We start from the raw sequence: 23261 nt of genomic DNA, 5'->3' as shown, positions 1-23261 counted from the left end.
AGTTCGCTGGGGCCTTGCGTGGCCTGCCCGGTGGCCGGCAGCTCTCCCTCGGTGACCGCTGCTGCCTCGCGCTGACCGTGCGCAGCGACCCACCATCAGTTCTCACGGCTGACCGCGTCTGGGTCGAGCTCGACCTGCCTGTCGAGGTCCGGCTGCTCCGGTAGTCGATCGACGACCGAGACGCGCTGGCTCAGTGGGCGAACGTTCGGGAGCCGACACCGGGTCTGTGCTCAGACGCTGCCAGACCCTGGCGGCACCGTCGAAGCCGGGAGCAGGCGCAGCCCGTTGATCGTGGACTCGACCACGAACCGGTAGTACCTCTCTCGCTCAGCCGCGGCGTCGACGCCGGCGAAGGGGCGCACGCCGGCCAACAGGACGCTGGCGCCGGGGCTGCTGGCGCTGTGGCGCTCCAGCTCGGCCATGATCGCAGCGTGGTCACGGGGACCGTCGTCCTCGTGCTGCAGCCGATCGTCTCCCGCTGAGACGGTCATCACCGCGTTGTTGAGGAGCAGCGCGTAGGCCATGGCGGCGTGTTCGCCGAAGCCCGCGCGCTGCAGTGCTGCGACGCCACGGTCGACGACCGGCAGGGCCGCCGGCAGCACCGGCCCGTGCACGATGAGCCACTTCGACACCCCGGGGTGCGTCGTGAAGAGGCCGTAGGAGCCCAGCAGCAAGGAGCGGAAGTACTCCTCCCAGTCCAGGTCTCCTGAGGGCACGCGCATCTGCAGCAGCACCCTCTCCACGACGCGCCGCGCGAGCAGGTCCTTGCCGCCGACGTGGTGGTACAGCACCGACGGCGCGACGTCGAGCCGACGGGCCAGGTCGCGCACGGACCAGCTGTACAGGTGGGAGCTGCGGGTGAGCTCCAGGGCGGCGTCGACGACGGTGTCGGACGTGAGGCCCACGGGGAGGCGGCTGGCTGGGCGACTCGGACGGTCGGGCACGGCGGCGGGCACCTCCTCCTGGCCGGTGCAGTGGAGCGAGTGTGGCTCCTTCTGCGGTGGGCCTTGTGGTGAGGGTCGCCTTACCTCTACGGTCAGTGCCGTTGTAGAACAGTGTTCTACGACGTCCTCATGAGGAAGGAGAGGGGTGTGCTGGCTGTGACAGGACCCGCCCAGCCCGTGGGTGGCGGGCTCTTCCGCGCGGTGCGGGGCCGTGTGCTCGTCGTCGTCACCCTCAGCGTGGTCGGTGCGCTGGCCAGCGTCGTGCCCCTGGTGGGGATCGTCGAGCTGACCAGGGCCCTGTGGCCCGCCACCTCGGGGGGTGCCGTCGACGCCGGACGCGCGTGGGCGGCGGCCGTGGGGGCGGCGCTCGCCCTCGTCGTCGCCGTGGCCGCCAACCTCGGCGCCGTCCTGCTGGCGCACCTGGCCGACAGCGACCTGCAGCTCGACCTGCGCAGGCGGATCGTGCAGCACCTGCGGGCGCTGCCGCTGGGGTGGTTCGACGCCCGGTCGTCGGGCGCCGTGCGCAAGGTCGCCCAGAACGACGTCTCCGCGATCCACCAGCTGACGGCCCACGCCCTGCAGGACGCGGTGACCACCGTCGTGGTGCCGGTCGTGGTGCTGGCCTACCTCTTCGCGGTCGAGTGGCGGATGGCCCTGGCGTGCCTTGCCCTCGTGCTGGTGGCGCTGGTCCTGTTCGCGGGTGTGATGCGCGGCAGCGCGGAGAAGTACGCCCAGTACGACGCCTCCCTCGCCGACCTCAACGCGGCCTCGGTGGAGTACGTCCACGGCATCGCGGTGGTGCGGGCGTTCGGCCAGGCGGGTCGGAGCCACCGCCGCTTCGGCGAGGTCGCTACCCGGTTCGCCGCGTTCTACGGGCAGTGGTCCCGCGAGACGGCGGGCCTCATGGCGCTCCTGGAGGTCCTCACCTCGCCGGTGGTCGTGCTCGCCGTGCTGGGCGCGGTCGGCACCTGGCTCGTCACCTCCGGGGCCGCCAGCCCCCTCGACGTGCTGCCCGCCCTGCTGCTGGGGGCCACCGTGGCGGCGCCGCTGCTCACCCTCGGCTTCTCCGGGCAGTTCCTGCGCAGCGCCGTCCAGGCGCGGGCCTCGCTGCTGGCCTTCCTGAGCACCCCCGTCGTGCCGCAGCCCGAGGCGCCCGTCGCGGCCGACGGGCACGACGTCGAGGTCACCGACCTCAGCTTCAGCTACGAGGGCGAGCACGAGGTGCTCCGCGACGTCGCTCTGCGCTGCCCGGCAGGCACCGTGACCGCGCTCGTGGGCGCCTCCGGCTCGGGCAAGTCGACCCTGGCCCGCCTGCTGCTCCGCTTCTACGACCCCACGGCCGGTGCCGTGGTGCTCGGAGGGGCCGACATCCGCCAGCTCGCCCCGGCCGACCTGTACCGCAGCGTCGCGTTCGTCCTGCAGGACGTCCAGCTGCTGCGCACCAGCATCCGCGACAACATCCGCCTGGCCAGGCCGCACGCCGATGAGGAGGCCGTCGAGCGCGCCGCCCGGCTCGCGCACGTGCACGACCGCATCCAGCGCCTGCCCCGGGGCTACGACTCCGTGGTCGGCGAGGACGCCCACCTCTCCGGCGGAGAGGCCCAGCGCCTGACCATCGCCCGGGCGCTGCTCGCCGACGCGCCGGTGCTCGTGCTGGACGAGGCCACCGCCTTCGCCGACCCCGACTCCGAGGCCGCCGTCCAGGACGCCCTGTCCTCCCTCGCGGCGGGCCGCACCGTGGTCGTCATCGCCCACCGGCTCCACACCGTCGTCGGCGCCGACCAGCTGGTGGTGCTCGACCGGGGGCGTGTCATCGAGCACGGCACCCACTCCGAGCTGGCGGTCGCCGGGGGGCTCTACCAGCAGATGTGGGAGCGCTACGCCGCCGAGGCGCCGGCACCGGCACCTCTCGCGGGTCCGGGGGTCGCGCGGTGACCGGCCAGCTGCTCGCGCTCCTCGATGCGCGCGGGGCCGCCGTGCTGCGCCGCATGGTCGCCTGGGTGGTGGTGGCGGCAGTCCTGCAGGGCCTGGCGTTCCTCGCCCTCGCGCCGCTGCTGGCGGCGCTGCTGCGCGGCGGCCCCGGGGGAGCTGCGGGCCCCTGGGGCGCCAGCGCGTGGCTCGCCGTGGTCGTGGGCCTCGCCGCGGGGTACGCGGTCGCGTTCTGGTGCTCGTCGCGGGCCGGCTCGGCCGTCGCCGAAGAGGTGCTGACGGCGCTGCTGACGCGCATCGGGGACCGGGTCGTCGAGCTGCCCGCCGGCTGGTTCACCACCGACAGGTCCGGCACCGTCGCGGACCTCACCACGCGCGGCGCCGTCTTCGCCGCCTCGGCGCCGTACGGCGTCGTCAGGCCGCTGCTCACCGCCGTCGTCACCCCCACCACCGTGCTGCTCGGGGCGCTGGTCATCGACTGGAGGCTGGGACTGGTGGTGCTCTGCACGGTCCCTGTGCTCTGGATCGTCTACCGCCGGCTGGTGGGGCGGCTCGGGGCCGCCGACGCCGAGCACGTGAGCGCCGTGGCCGAGTCTTCGGCGCGCCTGGTCGAGCTCGCACGGACGCAGTCCGCCCTGCGCGCCGCCGGTGACAGCACCATCGCCCAGCAGCTGGTCGACGACGCGCTGCAGGCCCAGCGCAGCGCCAACCGCCACGTGCACCTCACCGGTGGTGCGGGCATCGGCCTCTTCGGCGCCACCGTCCAGCTGGCCGTGGTCGGGATGCTGCTGCTCGGGACCCAGCTGGCGCTGAGCGGCGAGCTCGCGGTGGAGGAGCTGGTGCCCCTGCTGGTGCTGGCCGTCCGCTTCACCGAGCCCCTGGTCCACTCGGGGGCGCTCGGCGGCGGCGTCCGCGTAGCGGCGAACACCCTGGCGCAGGTGCGCGCCCTGCTCGAAGAGCCGACGCTGCCCGAGCCCGACCGGCCCGCCACCCCGGACGGGTACACCCTGCGCCTCGACGGAGTCACCTTCGCCTACGGCGACGCCGAGCCCGTGCTGCGCGACGTCACCCTGGAGGCCCCGGCGGGGGCGATGACCGCCATCGTCGGGCCGTCCGGCTCCGGAAAGACCACCATCACCCGGCTGATGGCCCGCACCCACGACCCGCAGGCGGGTGTCGTGAGCCTCGGTGGGGTCCCCCTGCCGCAGCTGGGAACCGTGCAGGTGCTCGCCGCTGTGGCCCCCGTGTTCCAGGACGTCTACCTCTTCGACGGGACGGTGCTGGACAACGTCTGGCTCGGCGACCCCGACGCTCCGCGCGAGCGGGTCCTGGACGCTGCCCGGCGCGCCCGCGTCGACGAGGTGGCCGAGCGCCTGCCCCAGGGGTGGGACAGCCGCGTCGGGGAGGGCGGCGCCCTGCTCTCCGGCGGTGAGCGCCAACGCGTCTCCATCGCCCGCGCGCTGCTCAAGGACGCCCCGGTCGTGCTCCTGGACGAGGCCTCCGCGGCCCTCGACGTCACCAACGAGCAGGCCGTGCAGGACGCCGTCGCCGAGCTGCGGCGCTGCCGCACCGTGGTGGTGGTCGCCCACCGCCTGTCGACGATCGCGACCGCCGACCGCATCGTCGTGCTCGATGGTCGCGGCGGCGTCGCCGAGCAGGGCACGCACGCCGAGCTGCTCGCGGCCGGCGGTACGTACGCCCGCTACTGGGCCGAGCGAACCCGTGCGGCGGGCTGGCGCCTCACCACCTCCGCCACCACCTCACCGCCCACCTCCTGACCCGAGCGCCACCACCCCCCGAGAGGTCCTGCATGTCCACGCCCGCCACCCCGCCCAGCACCTCGCCCACGCCGAGCGCCGCAGCCACCCCGTCCGCGGCGCCGGACCGGGCGCGCCGCCGCCCGAGCTTCTCCATGAGTCCCCGAGACCTCGTGGACGTCGGCGTCTTCGCCGCCCTGTACATCGTCGTGATCTTCGCCATCAACATGCTCGGGTACGTCAACCCGCTGGTGATGCTGATGGCGCTGCTGGTCAGCGTCGTCGTCAGCAGCGTGCCCTTCATGCTGCTCGTGGCGCGCACCCGCCACGCCGGCGTGCTGACGCTGTTCGCGGTGCTCGTGGCCGGTCTGCTGCTCGTCCTCGGCCACCCTCCGGTCAGCTTCGCGCTCACCGTCGCCCTCGCCGTGGTCGCCGAGGTGGTCCTGTGGCTGGGCCGCTACCGCTCGCGCGCGGCCAGCGTGATGGCGTGCGGTGTCTTCAGCGCCTGGTTCGCAGGGCCCCTGCTGCCCCTGTTCTACGACCGGCAGGGGTACTTCGCCACGCCCTCGATGCAGGCCATGAGCCCGGACTACCGGGCGGCCATGGATGCGCTGTTCTCGGTTCCGGTCCTGCTCGCCTTCGACGTGCTGGCCTTCGTCTCCGGCCTGCTGGGGGGTCTGCTCGGTCTGGCGCTGCTGCGCAAGCACTTCGTCAAGGCGGGGCTCGCCCCGGCCGGTCCGGCCCCCCGCCCGTGACGTCACCGGTGACGCCCGCGACGGCGGTGCCCGTCACGACGACGACGGCGACAGCGGCCCCGACCGGGACGACGACGGGCTCGACGTCCCAGGCCGCGGTGGCCGCGCCCGGCGCACCGCAGCCGGTGCGCGTCCGGGGCTGGCGGCTCGACCCGCGCACCCGGGTCGCCCTGGTGCTGCTCACCAGCCTCGCGGTGATGAGACCCGGCGGTGAGGTGCACGTGCCCGCCGCCGCGGGGCTGGCGCTCGGACTGGCCGTTGCCAGCCGCGCCTGGCGGCGGCTGCTCGTCGTGGTGGTCGTCCTCGGGGCGCTCACCCTGCTGGTCACCGTGCTCCCGGCGGCAGTGCCCCACCCGGTCACGGCCGCTCTCGCGGTGGCGTCCGCCTTCGCGCTGCGCTTCGCCGTGGTCGCCGGCGTGGCGGCCCACCTCGTGGCCACCACGCCCCCGGGGGAGCTGGTCGCGGGCCTGCGGGCCGCCCGTCTGCCGCGCTCGCTCACGGTGAGCGCCGCCGTCATGCTGCGCTTCCTGCCGGTGGTCGCCGCCGAGGCGGCCGCCGTGGTCGATGCGATGCGGCTGCGCGGGCTGCTCGGCTGGAGGCGCGCGCTGCGCTCCCCGGTCGCCACCTCCGAGCGCTTCGTGGTGCCGCTCGTCGCCTCCAGCCTGCGCGCGGCCGAGGACCTGTCGGCCTCAGCCCTGCTCCGCGGACTCGGCGGCGCCCACCGCCCCACGGCCCTGCGAGCTCCCCGCCTCGGACCGGCCGACGCCCTGTGCGCCGCTGCCGTCGCCGCCCTGGCGCTGTCGAGCGGCCTGGTCGGGGCCCTGGTGGGTGCCTGGTCAGGCTCGGGGACGCTGCGGTGACGGCTTCCGCTGGCGAGCGGCAGGGACGCGAGGTGACGCGCGTCGAGGCTGTCACCTGGACCTACGCCGGCGCCGACGAGCCCTCCCTGCGAGAGGTGGACCTGGTGGTGGCCGCCGGGAGCGTGACCGTCCTGTGCGGTGCCAGCGGCAGCGGCAAGTCGACGCTGCTGCGCCTGCTGAACGGCCTCGTGCCGCACTTCCACGACGGCGAGCTCACCGGAGCGGTGACCGTGGCGGGCCTCGCGACGGCCTGCGCCACCCTCGAGGACGTCGGGCGCTGCACCGGCACCGTGCTCCAGCACCCCCGCCGGCAGTTCTTCACCGATGGCGTCGAGGAGGAGGTGGCCTTCGCCTCCGAGAACGCCGGGGTGCCGCAGCCGGCGCTGGGCCAGCGCGTCTCCGAGGCGGTCCAGGCCCACCGCCTGGAGGCGCTGGTGGAGCGACGCCTGTCCCAGCTCTCGGGGGGGCAGCAGCAGCGGGTGGCCCTGGCCGCCGCTACCGCGCACCGACCGGAGCTGCTCCTGCTGGACGAGCCCTCCTCCAACCTGTCCGCCGAGGGCGTCCAGGCCCTCACCGCCCACCTGCGCCGGGCGAAGGACGCCGGCACCGCCGTCGTGGTGGCCGAGCACCGGCTGCACTACCTGCGGGGCGTCGCCGACCAGGTGGTGGTCCTGCGCGCCGGTGCGGTGCACGCGCGCTGGGAGAAGGAGCGCTTCGGCGCCGTCAGCGACGCCGAGCTGGAGGCGGAGGGACTGCGGGCCGCAGCAGCGCCACCAGCCCCCGTCCTGCGGTCGGTCACCGCCCGTGGACGGAGTGTGGCAGGCAGCCCCACCAGAGCCGGCGACCACGCAGGAGCCACGGACCTCGCCGCGGCAGGTGGCCACCGGCGCGGTCTGGAGCTCCGGGGCATCCGCTGCCGCCGCGCGGGCCGGGAGGTGCTGCACGTGGAGGAGGCACACCTACCCGCGGGCCGGGTGACCGCCGTCCGCGGCGCCAACGGTGCAGGCAAGACCACCCTGGCACGGGTGGTCACCGGGCTGCAGCGCCACCGCGGGCAGGTGCTGCTGGACGGACGGCGGCTCAGCCGTGGCGAGCGCCAGCGCCTGAGCGCCGTGGTGATGCAGGACGTCCAGCGCCAGCTCTTCACCGACTCCGTGCGCGCCGAGCTGGCCCTCGCAGCCACACGTCCCGCCACCCCCGGCGCCCGTCAGGACGCCCCGCGGGTCGCGGGCCTGCTCGCCGACCTCGACCTGGATGCGCTGGCCGAACGCCACCCGCTGTCCCTGTCAGGAGGCCAGCAGCAGCGCCTCGTCGTGGCTGCGGCGCGCCTGGCGGGCGAGCAGGTCGTGGTCTTCGACGAGCCCTCCTCCGGGGTCGACCGCCGGCACCTGCACTCGGTGGCCCGCGTGGTCAGGTCCGTGGCCGCCGACGGCGCCGTCGTCCTGCTCGTGACTCACGACGAGGAGCTGCTCCGCCTGACCGCCGACGTCGAGCTGACCCTGGAGGCGCTGACATGACTGCACCCGGATCGGGCCCCGCGACCGGACCGCGGACGGCACCCGGCGCGGGTCGTGCACCAGCACTCGACGCCGAGACGTCGCCGTCGCCGGCGGTGCGGCTGGTGCTCACCACCGTCTTCCTCGCCTACCTCGCCCAGCTGACGCTGAACCCCGTCCTGGCACCGCTGTCGCGGGAGGTGGGGCTCGCTGAGTGGCAGGTGGGCGCCACCATCAGCACGGCGGCGCTCATGGTGGCCCTGACCAGCAGCGCCTGGGGACGGCGTTCGCAGTCGCGGGGCCGCAAGCCCGTGCTCGCGGCAGCCCTCGGCCTGGGAGCAGCCTCGTCGGCGGCGTTCGCGCTGGCGGTGTGGCTCGGGACGGCGGGGCTGCTGGCCGGCGCCGTCCTGTTCGTCCTGTTCGTCCTGCTGCGCGGGGTGGCCTTCGGTGCCGCCATCGCCGCGGTGGCCCCCACGGCGCAGGCCTTCATCGCCGACGTCACCCACGACGAGGCAGCCCGGGTGAAGGGGATGGCGGGCGTCGGCGCGGTGCAGGGGGTGGCCATGCTCGCCGGCTCCGTGGCCGGCGGGGCGCTGTCGGCGGTGGGGCTGCTGGCGCCCGTCGTCGCGGTGCCGGTGCTGCTGCTCGCTGCCGTGCTGCTCGTGGTCACGCGGATGCCCCGGCAGGAGGCGACAGCGCTCGTCGCGGAGCCGGCGCGGCTGCGCGTGCGCGACCCGCGGGTGCTGCCGTTCCTGGTGGCGGGGTTCGGCATGTTCACCGCGCTGGGCTTCATCCAGGTGGTGACGGGGTTCATCGTGCAGGACCGGCTCGCTCTCGACGCCGCGACCACGGGCCTGGTGACCGGGGGAGTGCTGCTGGCGGCGGGGGTGGGGATGGTGCTCGCCCAGGTGGTGGTGGTCCCGCGCAGCGGGTGGAGGCCGGCGACGCTGCTGCGCGTGGGAGACGCGGTGGCCCTGCTGGGCTACGCGCTGCTGGTCCCCGACCTGGGGCTGGTCGGGATCGTGGTCTCTGTGCTGCTCGTGGGGCTGGGGCTGGGCACGGCGATGCCGGGGTTCACCGCCGGCCCCACGCTGCTGGTCGCGCGCCACGAGCAGGGAGGGGTCGCGGGGCTGGTCGCCGCCACCACGGGACTGACCTTCGTCGTCGCACCGCTGGCGGGCACCACGCTGTACGGGCTGTGGCCACCGCTGGCGCCGCTCGCTGGGGTCGTGGTGATGGCGGCGGTGACGCTGTTCGTCGTCGTGCACCCCAGGTTTCGGGCTCCTCGCAGCTGAGGATCCAGGCGCCGTCGACGTCGTCCACCCACAGGTCGAGGTGGAGCTGCGGCGAAGATCCGCCCGGCCAGCGCGGCCGGACGTGGTCGGGTGCGAGCGGCACGCCGACACGCGCACCGCCATCCACGACGACCACGTGCCAGTCATCGTCCGCCTCGACCGTGCCGCTGAGCAGCCCATCCCGGAGGCCGCTCTCGACAGCCGGGTCGGCGCTCTGGACGACCGCGACCTGGCTCTTGGCGGGCAAGACCACCGTCGCACCACGGCACCGCCGCCAGCGCGCGTGCTTCCACGAGGAAGCCCTCGGTCGCGTCGTCGACAGGTGGCGCGGGTCCACCTCGGTGCAGAACGCTGTCGAGTCGTGCGCGGACCGCTCGCCTCGCGGAGCTGACCGTCAGTAGCCTGCGCGGCGTGGGCACGGTGTTCAGCTCGCGGTTGTTCGAGTGGCGCGGCCCGGCGCCGTTCCACTGGCTGGCGCTGCCCGAGGACGTGTGCGACGCCATCGGCGCTCGATCGGCGCAGGTGACCTACGGATGGGGCGCCGTCCCCGTGACCGCGTGCATCGGGGACACCGAGTGGGAGACCTCGCTGCTGCCCCGCGCCGGGGGGTACCTGCTGCCGGTGAAGAAGGCTGTCCGCGTTGCGGAGGGGTTCGACGACGGCGACAGCGTGACGGTCGCGCTGAGCGTCGCTCCGCGCGGCGGACGAGCTGCGAACGGCACCGGCCCGACCACGTGAGTGGTGCCGACTCGGGCGTGAGGGCCGCGTCCTTCGGCTCCGCACCTGCTCCGTACGGGCTGACGATCCCCGGTCCGCCCACCAGATGGGGATCGTCGACGGTCGGCACCTGCCGGTGCGGGGTCAAGAGCCGTCCGGTTGTGGATCCCTTCTGCGACGAGCGGCGGCCTTGAGTGTCGGGGCGCCGCGACGTGCCTCGAGGCGGACGGCCAGCGGTCCTTCGTGGATCCGTGCGGTGGGACTCCTCCTCCTCCTCTGCACCCGTCCTAGAGCTTGGCGAGCAGCCCGAACCAGAGGTAGTCCAGCGGCACCAGCACCACGGCGGTGACGATCGCGAGCGAAAGGCTCACCGAGACGGCGGCGCGGAACGGGATCCTGGCCAGGCCCATCGCCATCACCACCGGTGGCGCCTGGTAGGGCAGCAGGGGCGTGGAGAACCCCACGACCTGAGCCATCAAGACCGTCAGCAGGGGCAGCCCAGAAGCCGCGGCCTCACGGTGGTCGCCGTGGTGCTCCTGCTCGTGAGGCCCAGGTCGCGCGCCTGACGTGCTCTGCCCGTCGCGCGAGGGGGTCCGCCCGAGGTGTCGGTCAGCGGTACTGGCTGACCATCACCGCCGTGGTGTCCGGCTCGAGCGGGTGGAAGGTGTGCGGCAGGTCGGCCGGGTAGGCGACGTAGTCGCCGGGCGCCAGCTCCACGGGGTCGTCGAGGATCCCCGCGAGCGCGCGCCCGGTGGCGATGACCAGGTGCTCCACCGTTCCGGTGGCGTGCGGCTCGGAGTTGCGGGGAGCGCCCGGCTCAGCCGTGATGCGGTACACGTCGAAGCTGACCCCCGGCGTGCTCGCCGCCAGCAGCGTGGCGCGGAAGTGCGCGCTCTCGGCCGCGAGCGTCGGCCCCTCCCCGGCCCGCAGGACCCGCACGGCGGGGGCGGGCGGGTCCACGAGGGCGGAGAACGGCACGCCGAGCGCCGTCGCGAGCGACCACAGGGTCTCCACGCTCGGGTTGGCCGACCCCGACTCCAGCTGGGACAGCGTCGACTTCGCCACGCCGGCGCGGGTGGCGAGGTCCCCCATGGACAGGCCCGAGCGCTGGCGGTGCTGGCGCAGCGCCGCGGCGATGGCCGCGATCGGTGCGCCTCCCGAGCCCGACGGCTTGTTCGGTCCGTCGGTCATGTGGTTCGCCTTGACGAACGTCGTCCCATGGCTCCATCCTCGCAGAGTGCGTTCGCCACACCGAACAGACGGTCTCGCAGGCCGGATCTCTCCCCGGCTCCGGGACGTCGACAGGACGCTCCTGCGCGACGTCCTGCTGGTCTGCGCCGCCGACGGCGTGGTCGGTCTGTCGTTCGGCGCGGTCGCCGTCGCCTCGGGCACGCCGCTGTGGGTGCCGGTGCTGCTCTCGGTGGTCGTCTTCGCCGGGGCCAGCCAGTTCGTCTTCGTCGCGCTGGTCACCGGGGGCACGTCACCGCTGGTCGCCGCGCTGACCGGCGTGGTGCTCAACGCCCGCATGGTGCCGCTGGGCATGGGCGTGGCCGACGTCGTCCCCCGCTCCGGCTGGCGGCGCCTCGTGGCCGCGCACCTGCTCACCGACGAGTCCGCCGCCTTCACCCTCCCGCGCCGGGACGCCGGCGAGCGCCGCGCGGCGTTCTGGCTGACCGGCGTGGTCCTGTTCGTGCTGTGGAACCTCGGCGTGGTCGTGGGGGCCGTGCTCGGCGGGACGGTGCTGGCCGCGGTCGATCCCCGCACCCTCGGGCTGGACGCCGCCTTCCCCGCGGTGCTCCTGGCGCTGTTGGTGCCGGCGCTGCGCACCGCTGCCGACCGGCGCACCGCGCTCACCGGCGCCGTCGTCGCGGTGGCCGCGGTGCCGCTCCTCCCGGCCGGCCTGCCCGCGGTGGCCGCCGTGCTCGGGGTGCTCGCGGGTCGGTCCCGCCGCCGCGGCGAGCAGGGGAGCGTGCGATGACCTGGGGACCTGAGCACTGGGTGGGCCTGGGGCTGCTGGCGGCCGCCACCTTCGCCCTGCGGCTGCTCGGCCCGTGGCTGGCCGCCCGCGTCGGCGGCGGCGCTCGTGCGGAGAGCACGGACGCGCTGCTCGCCGGGCTGGCCGTCGCGGTGCTGGCCGGCCTGGTGGTCACCCAGGCCCTCTTCGACGGGCGCGAGCCGGCCGGCTGGGCGCGCCCGCTCGGCGTCGTCGTCGCCGGGGTCCTCGTGTGGCGGCGGGCGCCGTTCCTGCTGGTGGCGCTCGCGGCCGCCGCCACCACGGCGCTGCTGCGCCTGCTCGGCCTCCCCTGAGCGGTGCTCCCGGCGTGCCCTCATCGGAGCACCCGGGGGCGCGCCGAGGTGCCGTCGGGGTCCACAGTGCTCGGGTGGCAGCCAAGGCAGCGGCGGAAGAGCTCGACGTCGACGGCGTCGCCGTCAGGTTCACCAGCCCCGACAAGGTCGTCTTCCCGGCGCTCGGCGCCGACGGCGGCACCAAGCGGCACCTCGTGGAGTACTACCGCGCCGTCGCGCAGCGCGGCGAGGACGGCGAGCTCGGCCCGCTGGTGCGCGCCCTGCTCGACAGGCCCACCTACGTGCAGCGCTTCCCCGACGGGGTCGACGGCGAGGAGGTCTACCAGAAGCGCGTCCCGCCGCACGCGCCGTCGTACGTGCGCACCACGCGGGTCACCTTCCCCTCCGGCCGTCACGCCGACGCCATGCGCGTCGACGCCGCCGCCCCCCTGGTCTGGGCCGCGCAGATGTCCACGGTGACGTTCCACCCCTGGCCGACCAGGGCTCGCGACGACGACCCCGACGCGGTCGAGCACCCCGACGAGCTGCGCATCGACCTCGACCCGCAGCCGGGCACCGGCTTCGCCGAGGCCCGCGCCGTCGCCCTGGACGTCGTCCAGCCGCTCCTGGCGGACCTCGGGTACACCGGGTTCCCCAAGACCTCCGGCGGTCGCGGCGTGCACGTCTACGTGCGCATCGAGCCGCGCTGGGAGATCAAGCAGGTCAGGACGGCGGCCATCGCCTTCGCCCGCGAGGTGGAGCGGCGAGCCGGCGGCCGCGTCACCACCGCGTGGTGGAAGGAGCAGCGGACCAGCGCGATCTTCGTCGACTACAACCAGAACGCCCGCGACCACACCATCGCCTCGGCCTACTCGGTGCGCCGCACGCCGCGCGCCACCGTCTCCACCCCGGTGACGTGGGCGGAGCTGGCGGACGTCGAGCCAGACGACCTCACCATGGCCACGGTCCCCGCGCTGCTCGCCCGCCGCGGCGACCCGATGCGGGCCCTCGACGACGCCGCCCACGACCTCACTCCGCTGCTGGAGATGTCCGAGCGCGACGCTGCCGCCGGCGAGGGCGAGATGCCGTTCCCGCCCAACCACCCCAAGCAGGACGGCGAGCCCAAGCGGGTCCAGCCCAGCCGCGACCGCGCCCGCCCCGGCGGTCCCGAGGACCCCTCCCGGAGCTGACCCGGGGCGCGCGACCCGAGGACCGGGTGCGGGCCGGGCGGGCGCAGCGGCCGTCCGGGTGAGGGGGACGACCTCGGCTGGTGACCACGGGCCGTGCTCGCACCATCGACGTCATGGGACTCGGAACGGGCATCTTCCTGCTGGTCGCCGGCGCGGTCCTCGCCTTCGCGGTGCGTGACGGCGTCAGCGCCGTGGACCTCACCGCCGTCGGCTGGATCTGCATGGGCGCGGGCGCGCTGTCGCTGGTCCTGGTCCTCGCGACGGGCCGGCGCCGGGGCCGCGTCACCAGCACCACCTACGTCGAGCGCCACGACGGCGTGCCGCCGGGCGCCTGACGGCTGCTCCCCAGCTCGCGGGCGAGCGGGGCGCAGGCAGCGCCCGTAGCGTGGAGGCCACGCCCACCCGCCCTGCGAGGAGAGTGACCACGATGGGCTTCCTGGACCGCCTGCTCGGCCGCGTGGACCGCTCCGCCAGCCAGCGCCAGGGGGCCGGCTACCCGCCGGCGCCCGGCTACGGCCGGCAGACCGGCTCCGGCCAGCAGCCCGCCTACCGCACCGACTACCCGGCGGGGGGCCAGCCGGTCAGCCAGCAGCAGGCCCCGCAGCGCGCGCCGATGAGCGAGGACGAGCGCGCCGTCGAGCGGTACCGCTACATGCTCCGCACCGCCCCGCCGGAGCAGATCGAGCAGGCGCACGCCGAGGCGTTCGCCAAGCTCACCCCGGCGCAGCGCCAGCAGGTGCTGTCCGAGCTGGGCAGCCAGGTGCCGGCGAGCGAGCGCGCCCGCACCGACGACCCGCGCGACCTGGCCCGCATGGCCACCCGCGCCGAGGTGCGCCAGCCCGGCATCCTCGAGCGGAGCTTCGGCGGAGGGGCGGGCGGCGTCGGAGGCGGCGGCCGTGGGCTGGGCATGGGCGCGGTCATCGGCGGCAGCCTGCTGGCGGGTGTCGCTGGCGCCTTCGTGGGCACGGCCATCGCCGACGCGATGTTCGACGGCTTCGACGACCACGAGTACGCCGAGGGCTTCGCCGACGGCGCCCAGGCCGACATGGCCGCCGACGGCTGGGACCCCGGCTACGACGGCGGTGGGTACGACGACGCCGGCTACGACGGCGGGGGGTTCGACGGCGGTGGCGACTTCGGTGGTGGCGACTTCGGTGGCGGCGACTTCGGTGGCGGCGACTTCGACGTGTGACCCGCCCGGCGCTCACGGCGACGAGGGCAGGATGCGGGCGTGTCCCCGCTGACCCGCTCCGGGCCCGTCCGCTACGCCCGCGCCGAGCGGTTCTCGCCGCCGGAGCCCACGGACCCCCTCCGGCCGGCCCTCACCGACGGCTCGGTCTGCCCCCAGCCCCCCTCCCGCCTGGACGCGGTGATGGGCCCGCCCCACGACCGCCGCCCGCAGGGCGAGGACTGCCTGGCCCTGTCCGTGGTGGCACCGGCGGCCCCCGGGCCGCACCCGGTGCTGGTCTTCTTCCACGGCGGTGGCTTCTCCACGGGGTCCGGCCTCATGTCCTGGTACGACGGCGCTGCGCTGGCCGCCGAGCAGGGCGTGGTGGTGGTGAGCGCCAGCTACCGGGTCGGTCCCCTCGGCTGGCTGCTGCTGGACGGCGTCAGCCCCGGCAACCTGGGACTGCTCGACCAGGTGGCCGCCCTGGAGTGGGTCCGCGACGGCATCAGCGCCTTCGGCGGTGACCCGTCCCGGGTGACGGTGGCCGGGCAGTCCGCCGGAGCGGCGTCCGTGGTGGCCCTGCTGGGACTGCCGCGAGCCCGGGGGCTGTTCCGCCGGGGGATCGTGCAGAGCGCTCCCGCCCTGGCGCCCCTGGAGGGCAGCCGTCGGGACGTCGCGCGGGTGCGGGGTCGCCGCTTCGCGGAGCTGCTGGGCGCTGACCCGCTCACCGCCCCGGTGGAGCAGCTGCTGGCCGCCTTCGGGCGGCTGGCCCGCGAGGGGACGGGCAGCGTCGAGCCGCCGCTGCTGCCCGTCCTCGACGCCGACCCGTTCTCCGCCGCTGACGCCCCCACCGGCGACGTGGACCTCCTGGTGGGGTGGAACCGCGACGAGATGACGGCCTTCGGGCTGCCCCTGGCCGAGGCCGCCGCCCCCTCGCGGGAGCTCTTCGCGTCCTGGGCCGACGGCGTGGAGGTCACCGGCGGCTACCGCCTGGACTGGCGGCCCGAGGGTTCCCCCCTGGGCGCCACCCACTGCCTGGAGCTGCCGCTGCTGCTCGGGGACGAACGCGCCTGGGCGGGTTCTCCGATGCTGGGGAGCACCCCGTGGACGCAGGTGGATGCCGCGGGCCGCCGCCTGCGCGCCGTGTGGGCGGAGTTCGCCAGGACCGGGCGCCTGGTGCCCGACGAGCACCTGCCGGTGACGTGGTGCACCGGCGGTGACCTCGCCGCCCTCGACGCCGGCTGAGACCGCTGCTGGGGACGACGAAGGCCCCCGCCCTGCCGGGCGGGGGCCTTCGTGGTGCTGACGAGCGGACGACGGGAATCGAACCCGCGCTATCAGCTTGGGAAGCTGAAGTTCTACCATTGAACTACGTCCGCGTGGCGCTCCGGAGAACGTCCGGAGCCAGGGTAGCAAGCGCTGGCCGGGGCGTCAGACGCCGTCCCGCTTGTAGCCGAAGAACGACCGCTTGCAGATGAGCTCGGCCACCTCCGTGGGGACCATCTCCTGCCACGTCTCGTCGTGGGCGGCGATCCGCTTGAGCACGTCGCGGGACAGGATCGACAGGTACTCGGGGTTGAAGTCGGCCAGGTGGACGAAGCTGCCGCGGCCGGAGAGGTAGTCGAAGAGCGGCTGCAGCTGCTCACCCACCTGGACGTCCTCGACCGTGACGACGTCGCCGGTCTCGAGGTCGCGCTTGGGGTAGACGAACAGGCGCAGGTCGTTCTTCAGCAGCCGGCCCCAGCTCTCCAGCAGACCGCCCGGCAGGTGCGCGTGCGTCTTCTCGTCGAAGAGCACCTCCAGGCTCGGCAGGCCCATGACCATCCCGATCCGCTCGGAGGTGCGCGCCTGCAGGTAGGCGGCGAGGCGGTGGTAGTCCGCGAAGTTGGAGATCAGCACCGTGCTGCCGGTGGCGGAGAGGAGGTCGGCGCGGGCGAGGAAGTCCCGGCGGTCCACCTTGGAACCGCCGGCGAGCAGGTTGCTCATGGTCAGCTCGGTGAGCGCCAGCACCTCCTTGCCGGCCACGGCCGGGTCCTGCCCGAACGCGCGCCGGGCGCACTCCAGCATGTCGATGTTGACGTGCGTGGGCGGGCGGAAGCTGCCGCGCTCCACCAGCACCGGCCGCTTGCGCAGCGCCTCGGAGGGCTGGAGCACCTCGCGGTCCGCACCGAACATCGCCACGCCGCTCAGCCCCAGGCTGACCAGCTGCAGCGCCATGAGGCGGTTGTCCACGCTGCGGAACTCGATGCCCGAGAACTTGATCATGTCGACCTCGATGCGCCCCGTGTTGAGGCGGTCCAGCAGGCTCGCGACGATCTCGTCGGGCTCGGCGCGCTCGAAGAACGCGGCGTGCAGCAGGTTCACGCCCACGATGCCGAGCGCCTCCTGCTGCTGCGCGGCGTCGTCGTCGAGCATCCGGACGTGCACGACGATCTCGTTGGGCTCGTCCTCGGGGTGCGCCTGGAAGCGCACGCCCATCCAGCCGTGGCACTCGTTGCCGCCGCGGTAGCTGCGGGCCACCACCGTGTCGGCGAAGGCGAAGAAGCAGGTGTCGTCACCGCGCGCCTCGGACAGGCGCTCCACGTTGAGCGTGTACTCGTGGTCGAGCATGGCCTGCAGGCGGCCCAGCGAGACGTAGCGGTCCGAGCGGCCGTAGACGGCGTCGGAGACGGCCATGTCGTACGCCGACATCGTCTTGGCGATCGTCCCGGCCGCCCCGCCGGCGCGGAAGAACCACCGGGCCACCTCCTGGCCCGCGCCGATCTCGGCGATCGTGCCGTACCACCGCGGGTCCAGGTTGATCCGCAGCGCCTTCTGGAGGGTGTCCTCGCCGACGTCCATGCCGCCCATCCCGTCGTCCCGTCCGTCCCCCGCGCCCGGAGGGCGCGGACCTCGCAGCGAGCGGTCACCATCGACACAGCACTTGTCGGCACCGATGATGGCGGGCCCGCGACGCCTGGACCACCCGCCCCGGCAGATCCGGGGTGACGATCTGGCCACCTGACCGTGTCATCGGCGCGTCGGCGGCCCGACTGGAGCCCGCGACCGGCCCACTACCGTGGCCCCGTGCTGCTCTCCGACCGCGACCTCCACGCCGAGGTCGACGCCGGGCGGGTCGTGCTCGAGCCCTGGGACGCCGCGATGGTGCAGCCCTCCAGCATCGACGTGCGCCTCGACCGCTACTTCCGGCTCTTCGACAACCACAAGTACGCGGTCATCGACCCCGCGCAGGAGCAGCCGGAGCTCACGCGACTGGTCGAGGTCGAGCAGGGCGAGGCGTTCGTGCTCCACCCCGGGGAGTTCGTGCTGGCCTCGACGTACGAGGCCGTGACCGTCCCCCACGACCTCGCGTGCCGCGTGGAGGGGAAGAGCTCCTACGGCCGCCTGGGCCTGGTGACCCACTCCACCGCGGGCTTCGTCGACCCCGGCTTCTCCGGCCACATCACCCTCGAGCTCAGCAACGTCGCGACGCTGCCCATCAAGCTGTGGCCGGGCATGAAGATCGGCCAGCTGTGCTTCTTCCGGCTGACCAGCCCGGCCCAGCACCCCTACGGGAGCACGCGGTACGGCTCGCGCTACCAGGGCCAGCGGGGGCCGACGGCGTCCCGCTCCCACCTCAACTTCCAGGTCGCGGACCTCAGCGGGGGCTCCCCCGCCGACGGCGCCTGAGGGCGGGCCCGGTCGTGGCCTCGCTCGTGCTCGGGCGTGACGCCGGACGGGCGCTGGCGGGCCACCACCTGCTGCTCCTGCCCGAGGAGCTGCCGGAGACCGTGGTGCTGGGCCTGGTCCGCGCCCGCCACCCCGACCTCGTGGCCGTCGGGGGCGGCACCTGGCGGCTGGGCCGCTGGACCGTGCTGCGCGGCCCGCTGCTCCTGGACGCCGCCGCCGCGGCCGGCTCGGCGGTGCCCGACCCGTGGCGCTGCGCGTGGGTGGTCGAGTGCCCCGTGGAGCGCGGTGACCCGCCCCTGCCCGGCACCACCGACCGCGAGGGCCTGCACCGCGCCTTCCCCGACGGGCTCCCGGTGATGGCCGAGCGCCGCGCCCTCGACCTCGCCCTGGCCCTCGCGCGCCGCCTCGAGGGTGCGGTCCGCGTGGCTCCGCAGCCCTCGGGCCACGGGTGGGCCCTGCTGCGGCCCGACCCCCTGTCGTGGGTGGACCGGACCGTGCTCAGCCCGAGCTGGGTGGCCCCCGAGGACGCCGTCGACATCGCCCGGCGAGCCGTGCCGGGTGTCGAGCTGGCCGTGGAGGGCGAGGCCTGGGAGGGGCTGACGCCGGAGGCCGTCGCGGCCCTGGAGAGCACCCACGACGACGACGCGCCCGCCCCCGAGGCGCGCGAGGCGCTGCACCGCGCGGCCGACGCCCACGACGCCGCGGTGGCAGCGGGTCAGGACGTGCTGGACGCCTACGCCCTGGTCGTCCCCCTGCCCGGTGGAGGAGTGGTGCAGCTGGAGGTCGCCGGGGTGCACGAACCACCGCCCGTGCTGCACGGCGTCCCCTGGGCGACCTCCGCGGTCACCTACAGCGCCGTGTGGTGGCCCGACGACCCGGCCGCGGCCGAGCACGAGGTGCCCGCTCCGGACGTGCGGCTGGCCCGGGCCCGCGCCGGCGCGGTGGTCGCCGCCCTCACCGACGCGCTCGCCGACGACGTGGGCGGCGTGGTGGTGGACGCCGACGGCTTCCCGCTGGCCTAGCGGCCGGGCTGCAGGCGGTCGTGGTCCCGGGTGCTCTGGTGCCCGGTGGGTGTCCAGGTGCCCGGCGATGGGTCCCCGACCCGGGCACCAAGGCACCCAGCGGGCACCAGTCCACCCGGATCGGTCCGACCGGGGTCCGCCGGAGCTACAGGAGGACGTCCCCCAGCCAGCGCAGCACGGGGCGCAGGAGCAGCGCCAGGACCGGGGCCGCAGCGCCGAGCATGCCGAGCACCACCAGCCCCGCCACGGCGCGGGCCAGCGGCGACGGGCGCCCAGCCCCGGGCTCTCTCAGAGACCTCAGCAGTCCGTCCACGGACCCGTCCCGGAGCTCGGCAGCCCCTGCGCCGTCAGGCGCTGACGTCCTGCATCTTCTTGGGCAGGTGGCCAGCGCTCTTCTCGTAGAACTTGGCGGCCTGGCGGGTGGCGAGCATGCGCACCACGCCCACCAGGGCTCCCGAGACGACCGCCCAGCCCACCGCCTCGGCGAGGGCCACGTGCGGGCTGAGGGGGTTGGCGGGCGGCTGCTTGCCGGTGGCCAGCACCCACAGCTTCTTGACGACGGAGCGTGCGGCCGACTGCGCCGCCAGGCCGCTGCCCGTGCCCAGCACGGTCCACACGAGGTTTCCCACGGGGCCAGCCTCCCAAGCGGGGTGGGCGCCGTCCAGCGGAGGGCGTACCGTTGCGCCATTCGACAGGGGAGCGCTGACCTCGCGGGAAGCGCTGAGAGTGCGGGAGACCGCAGACCCTCGAACCTGATCCGGTTCGCACCGGCGTAGGGAGTCGAGCTTTCTGCCGCACCCGTCCTCGTCCGCACCGGGCGAGACGGGTGGGGCACCCCTCCTCGCGACCCTGCTGGGAGGCACCCGATGAGCACCGCTGAGAAGTCCCTCGACACCGCCGGTCCCGCGCCCGCGCGCCGGGCCGGCGTCGTCCCCACCCTCGTCCTCGCCGTCGTGGTGGTGGCGCTCGCCCTGTGGCTGCGCACCGCCGTCTCCGCGGACCCCGACTCCGGTGGCGCCACGGGGGGGAACCTCGTCGGGGTGCTGACCCTCGTGCTGGGCCTGCTGGCCCTCGTCGGGTGGCGCACCGCGCCGCGCCGCTCGTGGCGGGTGGTCGACATCGTCGTCGCCAGCGTCCTGGGTGTGGCGATCGGTCTGGTCTTCACCGTCTGGAACCTCGGCTGGAACCCGCTGTCCTCCGCTCTGGAGTTCTTCCCGCCGGTCAAGGGGCTCTTCGTCGGTGTGTGGCTGCTCGGTGGCGTGGTGGGGGGGCTGGTGGTCCGCAAGCCCGGTGCCGCGGTGTTCGTCGAGCTGGTGGCCGCTGTGGTCTCCGCCCTCATCGGCAACCAGTGGGGCTTCTCGACCGTCTGGTACGGCCTGCTCCAGGGACTGGGCGCCGAAGTGGTGCTGGCGGTGCTGCTCTACCGCCAGTGGGGTGCCGTCGCGGCCATCGGCGCCGGCATCGGGTCGGGCGTGGTCGTCGGCGTCCTCGACACGGTCCTGTACTACCCGCAGTTCTCCACCGAGCTGAAGCTGGTCTACGGCGCCTGCGCCGTGGTGTCGGGGATCGTCATCGCCGGTCTCGGCGGCTGGGCGCTGACCCGGGCGCTCGCCCGCACCGGGGCCCTGGCGCCGCTGGCCTCCGGCCGCAACGCCCAGCGCGTCTGAGCCGGCCGTGACGTCCGGCCCGCTCCTGCGCGCTCGCGGCTGGGGGTGGCGGTGGAACGCCCGCCGCGCCCACGCCGTGCGCGGCCTCGACCTCGACGTCGAGGCCGGTGAGCGCGTCCTGCTGCTCGGTGCCTCCGGAGCGGGCAAGTCCACGCTGCTCGCGGGCGTCGCCGGGCTGCTGGACGGCGGGCCGGACGGCACCGGCGAGGCCGAGGGCCAGCTGCTCCTGGACGGCGAGCCCGCCGCGCAGGCGCGCCTGCGGGCCGTGGCCGCCGGGGGAGGCAGGGCCCGCACCGGCCTGCTCCTGCAGGACCCGCAGGCCCAGACCGTGCTGGCCCGCGTCGGCGACGACGTCGCCTTCGGCCTGGAGAACCACGGGGTGCCCGCCGGGCGGATCTGGCCCCGGGTCGACGCCGCCCTCGCGGACGTGGGGCTCCACCTGCCGCTGCAGCACTCCACGGCCCGCCTGTCGGGGGGCCAGCGCCAGCGCCTGGCGCTGGCGGGCGTGCTCGCCCTGGAGCCGCAGCTGCTCCTGCTCGACGAGCCCACCGCGATGCTCGACCCCGACGGCGCCGCCCGGCTGCGCGACGTCGTCGCCGAGCGCCTCGCGGCCACCGGCGCGGGCTGCCTCCTGGTCGAGCACCGCGTGGACCTGTGGGTCGACCTCGTCGACCGGGTGGTGGTGCTGGCTCCCGGCGGCGGCGTGCTCGCCGACGGACCGGTGGCCCGGGTGCTGGCGCAGCGCGGCGCCGAGCTGGCCGCCGCGGGCGTGTGGGTGCCGGGGCACCACCCCGTGCTCGTGGGCGCGCGCCGCGCCGGTGCCGCCGCGGTGGGCCTTCCCCTGCTGTCGCTCGACGACGTCGCGGTGGGTCGTCGCGGCGGTGGTGACCCGGTGCTGAGCGGGGTCAGCGCCGTCGTGCGAGCCGGATCGGTCACCGCGGTCCGGGGCGCCAACGGCGCCGGGAAGTCGACCCTGGCCCTGGCGGTCGCCGGTCTCGCGGCCCCGGTGGCCGGGCGGGTCCGGGCCGAGCCGGCGCTGCTCGGGGACCCGCCCCCGGCGTTCCCCCGCGGGCGCTGGCGCGGCCGCCGTCGCGGTGCGACCGCGGACGACCCCGCCGGCTGGGCACCGCGCGACCTCGTCTCCCGCACCGGCTCGGTGTTCCAGGACCCGCGCCACCAGTTCGTCGCGCAGACCGTGGCCGACGAGCTGGCCGTCGGTCCCCGCCGCCTCGGCCTGCCCGAGGCCGAGGTGGCCGCACGGGTCGACGACCTGCTGCGGCGGCTCCGCCTGGACCACCTGGCCCGCGCCAACCCCTTCACGCTGTCCGGCGGTGAGCAGCGCCGCCTCTCCGTGGCCACCGCGCTGGCCACGCGCCCCCGCCTGCTCGTGCTCGACGAGCCCACCTTCGGCCAGGACTCCCGCACCTGGTCGGAGCTCGTGGCCCTGCTGTCCGCCCTGCGCGACGGGGGGACCGCCGTGGTGGCCGCCACCCACGACGTCGCCCTGTGCGAGGCCCTCGCCGACGCCACGTGGTGGGTCGGGGGCGGTCGCCTGCGCGTCGAGCCGCGGGGGGCCCGGTCGGCCGCGCGCGCCGGGGACGTCGACGGCGCCGGCGACGCCGTGGGGCTGCGCCGGTGAGCGCCGGCCTGCTCGACGCGGGCGAGGTCCGCTCCACGCCCCTGAGCCGCGCCAACCCGGTGGCGAAGCTCGCCGTGGCCACGGTGCTCGCCGTCGGCCTGCTGCTGTCGGTGGACGTGGTGACGGCCGGCACCGCCGTGCTGCTGGAGCTGCTGGCCCTGCCGCTGGTGGGCCTGGGCGCGGCCGCGCTGGCGCGGCGCAGCGCCCTGCTGGCGCTGGCCGCGGTGCCGACCGCGGTGCTCACGGCGCTGGTGGGCGTCGACTCCGGGGCGGTGCTCCTGGCCGCCGGGCCGCTGACCGTCACCAGCGGCTCGCTGGAGGCCGGTGCCGCGGTCGGCCTGCGCGTGGTGGCGATCGCCCTGCCGGGCGTCGTCCTGCTGGCGACGACGGACCCCACCGACCTCGGTGACGCCCTCGCGCAGGTGCTCCGCCTGCCCGCCAGGTTCGTGCTGGCGGCCCTGGCGGCGTTCCGCGTGGTGGACGTGCTGGGCGAGGAGTGGCGGCAGCTGGCGCTGGCGCGCCGGGCCCGGGGGCTGGGCGGCGGCGGCCCGGTGGCCGGGGCGCGCGACGTGGCGGGGCGCACGTTCGTGCTGCTCGTCATCGCGGTGCGCCGCGCGACAGTGCTCGCCACGGCCATGGAGGCGCGTGGCTTCGGCGCGGGGCCGGCGGAGCGCCGCACGTGGGCGCGGCCGAGCCGGATGGGCGGGGCGGACTGGCTCGTCGTGGCGGGAGGGGTGCTCCTGGCGGCCCTGGCGACGACGGCGGGCGTGCTCGCCGGGACGTGGCGGCTGCTGCTCACCTGAGACGGCGCGCGGCCCGCAGACGGCCTGCGGACGGCCTGCGGACGGTCGGCGCGGGGTCCGTGAC

The 23261-nt window shown here is 75.4% G+C and carries 24 protein-coding genes, 1 tRNA gene and 1 riboswitch; of the genes, 18 read left to right on the top strand and 7 right to left on the bottom strand.

Annotated features, from left to right (window positions below; all coding sequences use genetic code 11):
* Positions 1-230: 230 nt before the first annotated feature.
* Complete coding sequence (locus tag H7K62_RS03530; RefSeq protein WP_186716326.1) at positions 231-905, bottom strand: TetR/AcrR family transcriptional regulator; 675 nt, start codon at positions 903-905, stop codon at positions 231-233.
* Positions 906-1091: 186 nt separating this feature from the next.
* On the opposite strand from H7K62_RS03530, the gene H7K62_RS03525 reads away from it, so the two are divergent.
* From H7K62_RS03525 to H7K62_RS03495, 7 genes are all read left to right on the top strand, one after another.
* A complete protein-coding gene (locus H7K62_RS03525) occupies positions 1092-2879 on the top strand; it encodes an ABC transporter ATP-binding protein (protein ID WP_222436922.1) in 1788 nt (595 codons plus the stop codon).
* Between the two features lie 53 nt (positions 2880-2932).
* Positions 2933-4651, top strand: coding sequence for an ABC transporter ATP-binding protein (locus H7K62_RS03520; protein WP_186716575.1), 1719 nt, complete (start codon positions 2933-2935; stop codon positions 4649-4651).
* 32 nt (positions 4652-4683) lie between these two features.
* Positions 4684-5385, top strand: a complete 702-nt coding sequence (locus H7K62_RS03515; RefSeq protein ID WP_186716322.1) for an MptD family putative ECF transporter S component — start codon at positions 4684-4686, stop codon at positions 5383-5385.
* A 125-nt stretch (positions 5386-5510) separates the two neighbouring features.
* The gene (locus tag H7K62_RS03510; protein WP_370591600.1) at positions 5511-6245 is read left to right on the top strand and encodes an energy-coupling factor transporter transmembrane component T family protein; all 735 of its coding nucleotides are present in this window, start codon (positions 5511-5513) and stop codon (positions 6243-6245) included.
* A 32-nt stretch (positions 6246-6277) separates the two neighbouring features.
* Complete coding sequence (locus tag H7K62_RS03505; protein ID WP_186716321.1) at positions 6278-7762, top strand: ATP-binding cassette domain-containing protein; 1485 nt, start codon at positions 6278-6280, stop codon at positions 7760-7762.
* On the top strand, positions 7759-9036 hold the full coding sequence (locus tag H7K62_RS03500) for an MFS transporter (RefSeq protein ID WP_186716320.1): 1278 nt from the start codon (positions 7759-7761) through the stop codon (positions 9034-9036). The genes H7K62_RS03505 and H7K62_RS03500 overlap by 4 nt, the downstream gene beginning before the upstream one ends.
* A gap of 411 nt (positions 9037-9447) precedes the next feature.
* Entirely contained in the window at positions 9448-9774 is a 327-nt protein-coding gene (locus tag H7K62_RS03495; protein WP_186716319.1) for a DUF1905 domain-containing protein, read from the top strand.
* 266 nt (positions 9775-10040) lie between these two features.
* Here H7K62_RS03495 and H7K62_RS03490 read toward each other — a convergent pair whose 3' ends face one another.
* Together H7K62_RS03490 and H7K62_RS03485 are read right to left on the bottom strand one after the other, a co-directional pair.
* Positions 10041-10229 (bottom strand): hypothetical protein, encoded by a 189-nt coding sequence (locus tag H7K62_RS03490; protein ID WP_186716318.1) that lies wholly within the window; start codon positions 10227-10229, stop codon positions 10041-10043.
* Positions 10230-10362: 133 nt separating this feature from the next.
* Complete coding sequence (locus H7K62_RS03485; RefSeq protein WP_186716317.1) at positions 10363-10944, bottom strand: helix-turn-helix domain-containing protein; 582 nt, start codon at positions 10942-10944, stop codon at positions 10363-10365.
* A 46-nt stretch (positions 10945-10990) separates the two neighbouring features.
* On the opposite strand from H7K62_RS03485, the gene H7K62_RS03480 reads away from it, so the two are divergent.
* The 6 genes from H7K62_RS03480 (at position 10991) to H7K62_RS03455 (ending at position 15642) form a co-directional block, all read left to right on the top strand.
* A complete protein-coding gene (locus H7K62_RS03480) occupies positions 10991-11731 on the top strand; it encodes an AzlC family ABC transporter permease (RefSeq protein ID WP_222436918.1) in 741 nt (246 codons plus the stop codon).
* Positions 11728-12060 carry an AzlD domain-containing protein gene (locus tag H7K62_RS03475; RefSeq protein WP_186716316.1) on the top strand — a complete coding sequence of 111 codons (333 nt, stop codon included), beginning with the start codon at positions 11728-11730 and terminating at the stop codon, positions 12058-12060. The genes H7K62_RS03480 and H7K62_RS03475 overlap by 4 nt, the downstream gene beginning before the upstream one ends.
* 74 nt (positions 12061-12134) lie before the next feature.
* Complete coding sequence (locus tag H7K62_RS21915; protein WP_186716308.1) at positions 12135-13229, top strand: DNA polymerase domain-containing protein; 1095 nt, start codon at positions 12135-12137, stop codon at positions 13227-13229.
* Positions 13230-13342: 113 nt separating this feature from the next.
* A complete protein-coding gene (locus H7K62_RS03465; protein WP_186716306.1) occupies positions 13343-13564 on the top strand; it encodes a DUF6458 family protein in 222 nt (73 codons plus the stop codon).
* A gap of 92 nt (positions 13565-13656) precedes the next feature.
* Positions 13657-14421: a hypothetical protein gene (locus H7K62_RS03460; RefSeq protein ID WP_186716304.1), complete on the top strand. Its 765-nt coding sequence runs from the start codon at positions 13657-13659 to the stop codon at positions 14419-14421.
* Between the two features lie 39 nt (positions 14422-14460).
* Entirely contained in the window at positions 14461-15642 is a 1182-nt protein-coding gene (locus tag H7K62_RS03455; RefSeq protein WP_186716302.1) for a carboxylesterase family protein, read from the top strand.
* A 63-nt stretch (positions 15643-15705) separates the two neighbouring features.
* On the opposite strand, the gene H7K62_RS03450 is transcribed toward H7K62_RS03455, so the two are convergent.
* Both H7K62_RS03450 and H7K62_RS03445 read right to left on the bottom strand, forming a co-directional pair.
* A tRNA-Gly gene (locus H7K62_RS03450) sits at positions 15706-15776 on the bottom strand.
* Between the two features lie 52 nt (positions 15777-15828).
* Positions 15829-17238 (bottom strand): TonB-dependent receptor, encoded by a 1410-nt coding sequence (locus tag H7K62_RS03445; protein WP_186716300.1) that lies wholly within the window; start codon positions 17236-17238, stop codon positions 15829-15831.
* A 225-nt stretch (positions 17239-17463) separates the two neighbouring features.
* Here H7K62_RS03445 and dcd point away from each other — a divergent pair, with 225 nt between their 5' ends.
* Together dcd and H7K62_RS03435 are read left to right on the top strand one after the other, a co-directional pair.
* Complete coding sequence (gene dcd / locus H7K62_RS03440) at positions 17464-18066, top strand: dCTP deaminase (RefSeq protein WP_186716298.1); 603 nt, start codon at positions 17464-17466, stop codon at positions 18064-18066.
* A gap of 14 nt (positions 18067-18080) precedes the next feature.
* Positions 18081-19088 (top strand): hypothetical protein, encoded by a 1008-nt coding sequence (locus H7K62_RS03435; RefSeq protein ID WP_186716296.1) that lies wholly within the window; start codon positions 18081-18083, stop codon positions 19086-19088.
* A gap of 145 nt (positions 19089-19233) precedes the next feature.
* Here the strand turns inward: H7K62_RS03435 and H7K62_RS03430 are convergent, their stop codons facing one another.
* Positions 19234-19401, bottom strand: coding sequence for a hypothetical protein (locus tag H7K62_RS03430; protein WP_186716294.1), 168 nt, complete (start codon positions 19399-19401; stop codon positions 19234-19236).
* Positions 19402-19435: 34 nt separating this feature from the next.
* On the bottom strand, positions 19436-19717 hold the full coding sequence (locus tag H7K62_RS03425; RefSeq protein WP_186716292.1) for a DUF4235 domain-containing protein: 282 nt from the start codon (positions 19715-19717) through the stop codon (positions 19436-19438).
* A 54-nt stretch (positions 19718-19771) separates the two neighbouring features.
* Positions 19772-19884, top strand: a riboswitch (TPP riboswitch).
* 70 nt (positions 19885-19954) lie between these two features.
* On the opposite strand from H7K62_RS03425, the gene H7K62_RS03420 reads away from it, so the two are divergent.
* From H7K62_RS03420 to H7K62_RS03410, 3 genes are read left to right on the top strand one after another with little or no spacing between them, the layout of a single operon-like run.
* On the top strand, positions 19955-20755 hold the full coding sequence (locus H7K62_RS03420) for an ECF transporter S component (protein WP_186716290.1): 801 nt from the start codon (positions 19955-19957) through the stop codon (positions 20753-20755).
* A gap of 7 nt (positions 20756-20762) precedes the next feature.
* Positions 20763-22394, top strand: a complete 1632-nt coding sequence (locus H7K62_RS03415) for an ABC transporter ATP-binding protein (protein ID WP_186716289.1) — start codon at positions 20763-20765, stop codon at positions 22392-22394.
* Positions 22391-23197, top strand: a complete 807-nt coding sequence (locus H7K62_RS03410; RefSeq protein WP_222436917.1) for an energy-coupling factor transporter transmembrane component T family protein — start codon at positions 22391-22393, stop codon at positions 23195-23197. The genes H7K62_RS03415 and H7K62_RS03410 overlap by 4 nt, the downstream gene beginning before the upstream one ends.
* Positions 23198-23261 lie beyond the last annotated feature (64 nt).

This window comes from Quadrisphaera sp. RL12-1S, assembly GCF_014270065.1.
In the GTDB taxonomy this organism is placed as follows: domain Bacteria; phylum Actinomycetota; class Actinomycetes; order Actinomycetales; family Quadrisphaeraceae; genus Quadrisphaera.
Note: the sequence above shows the minus strand (reverse complement) of the source record. Positions and strands in the feature narration are given on the sequence as shown.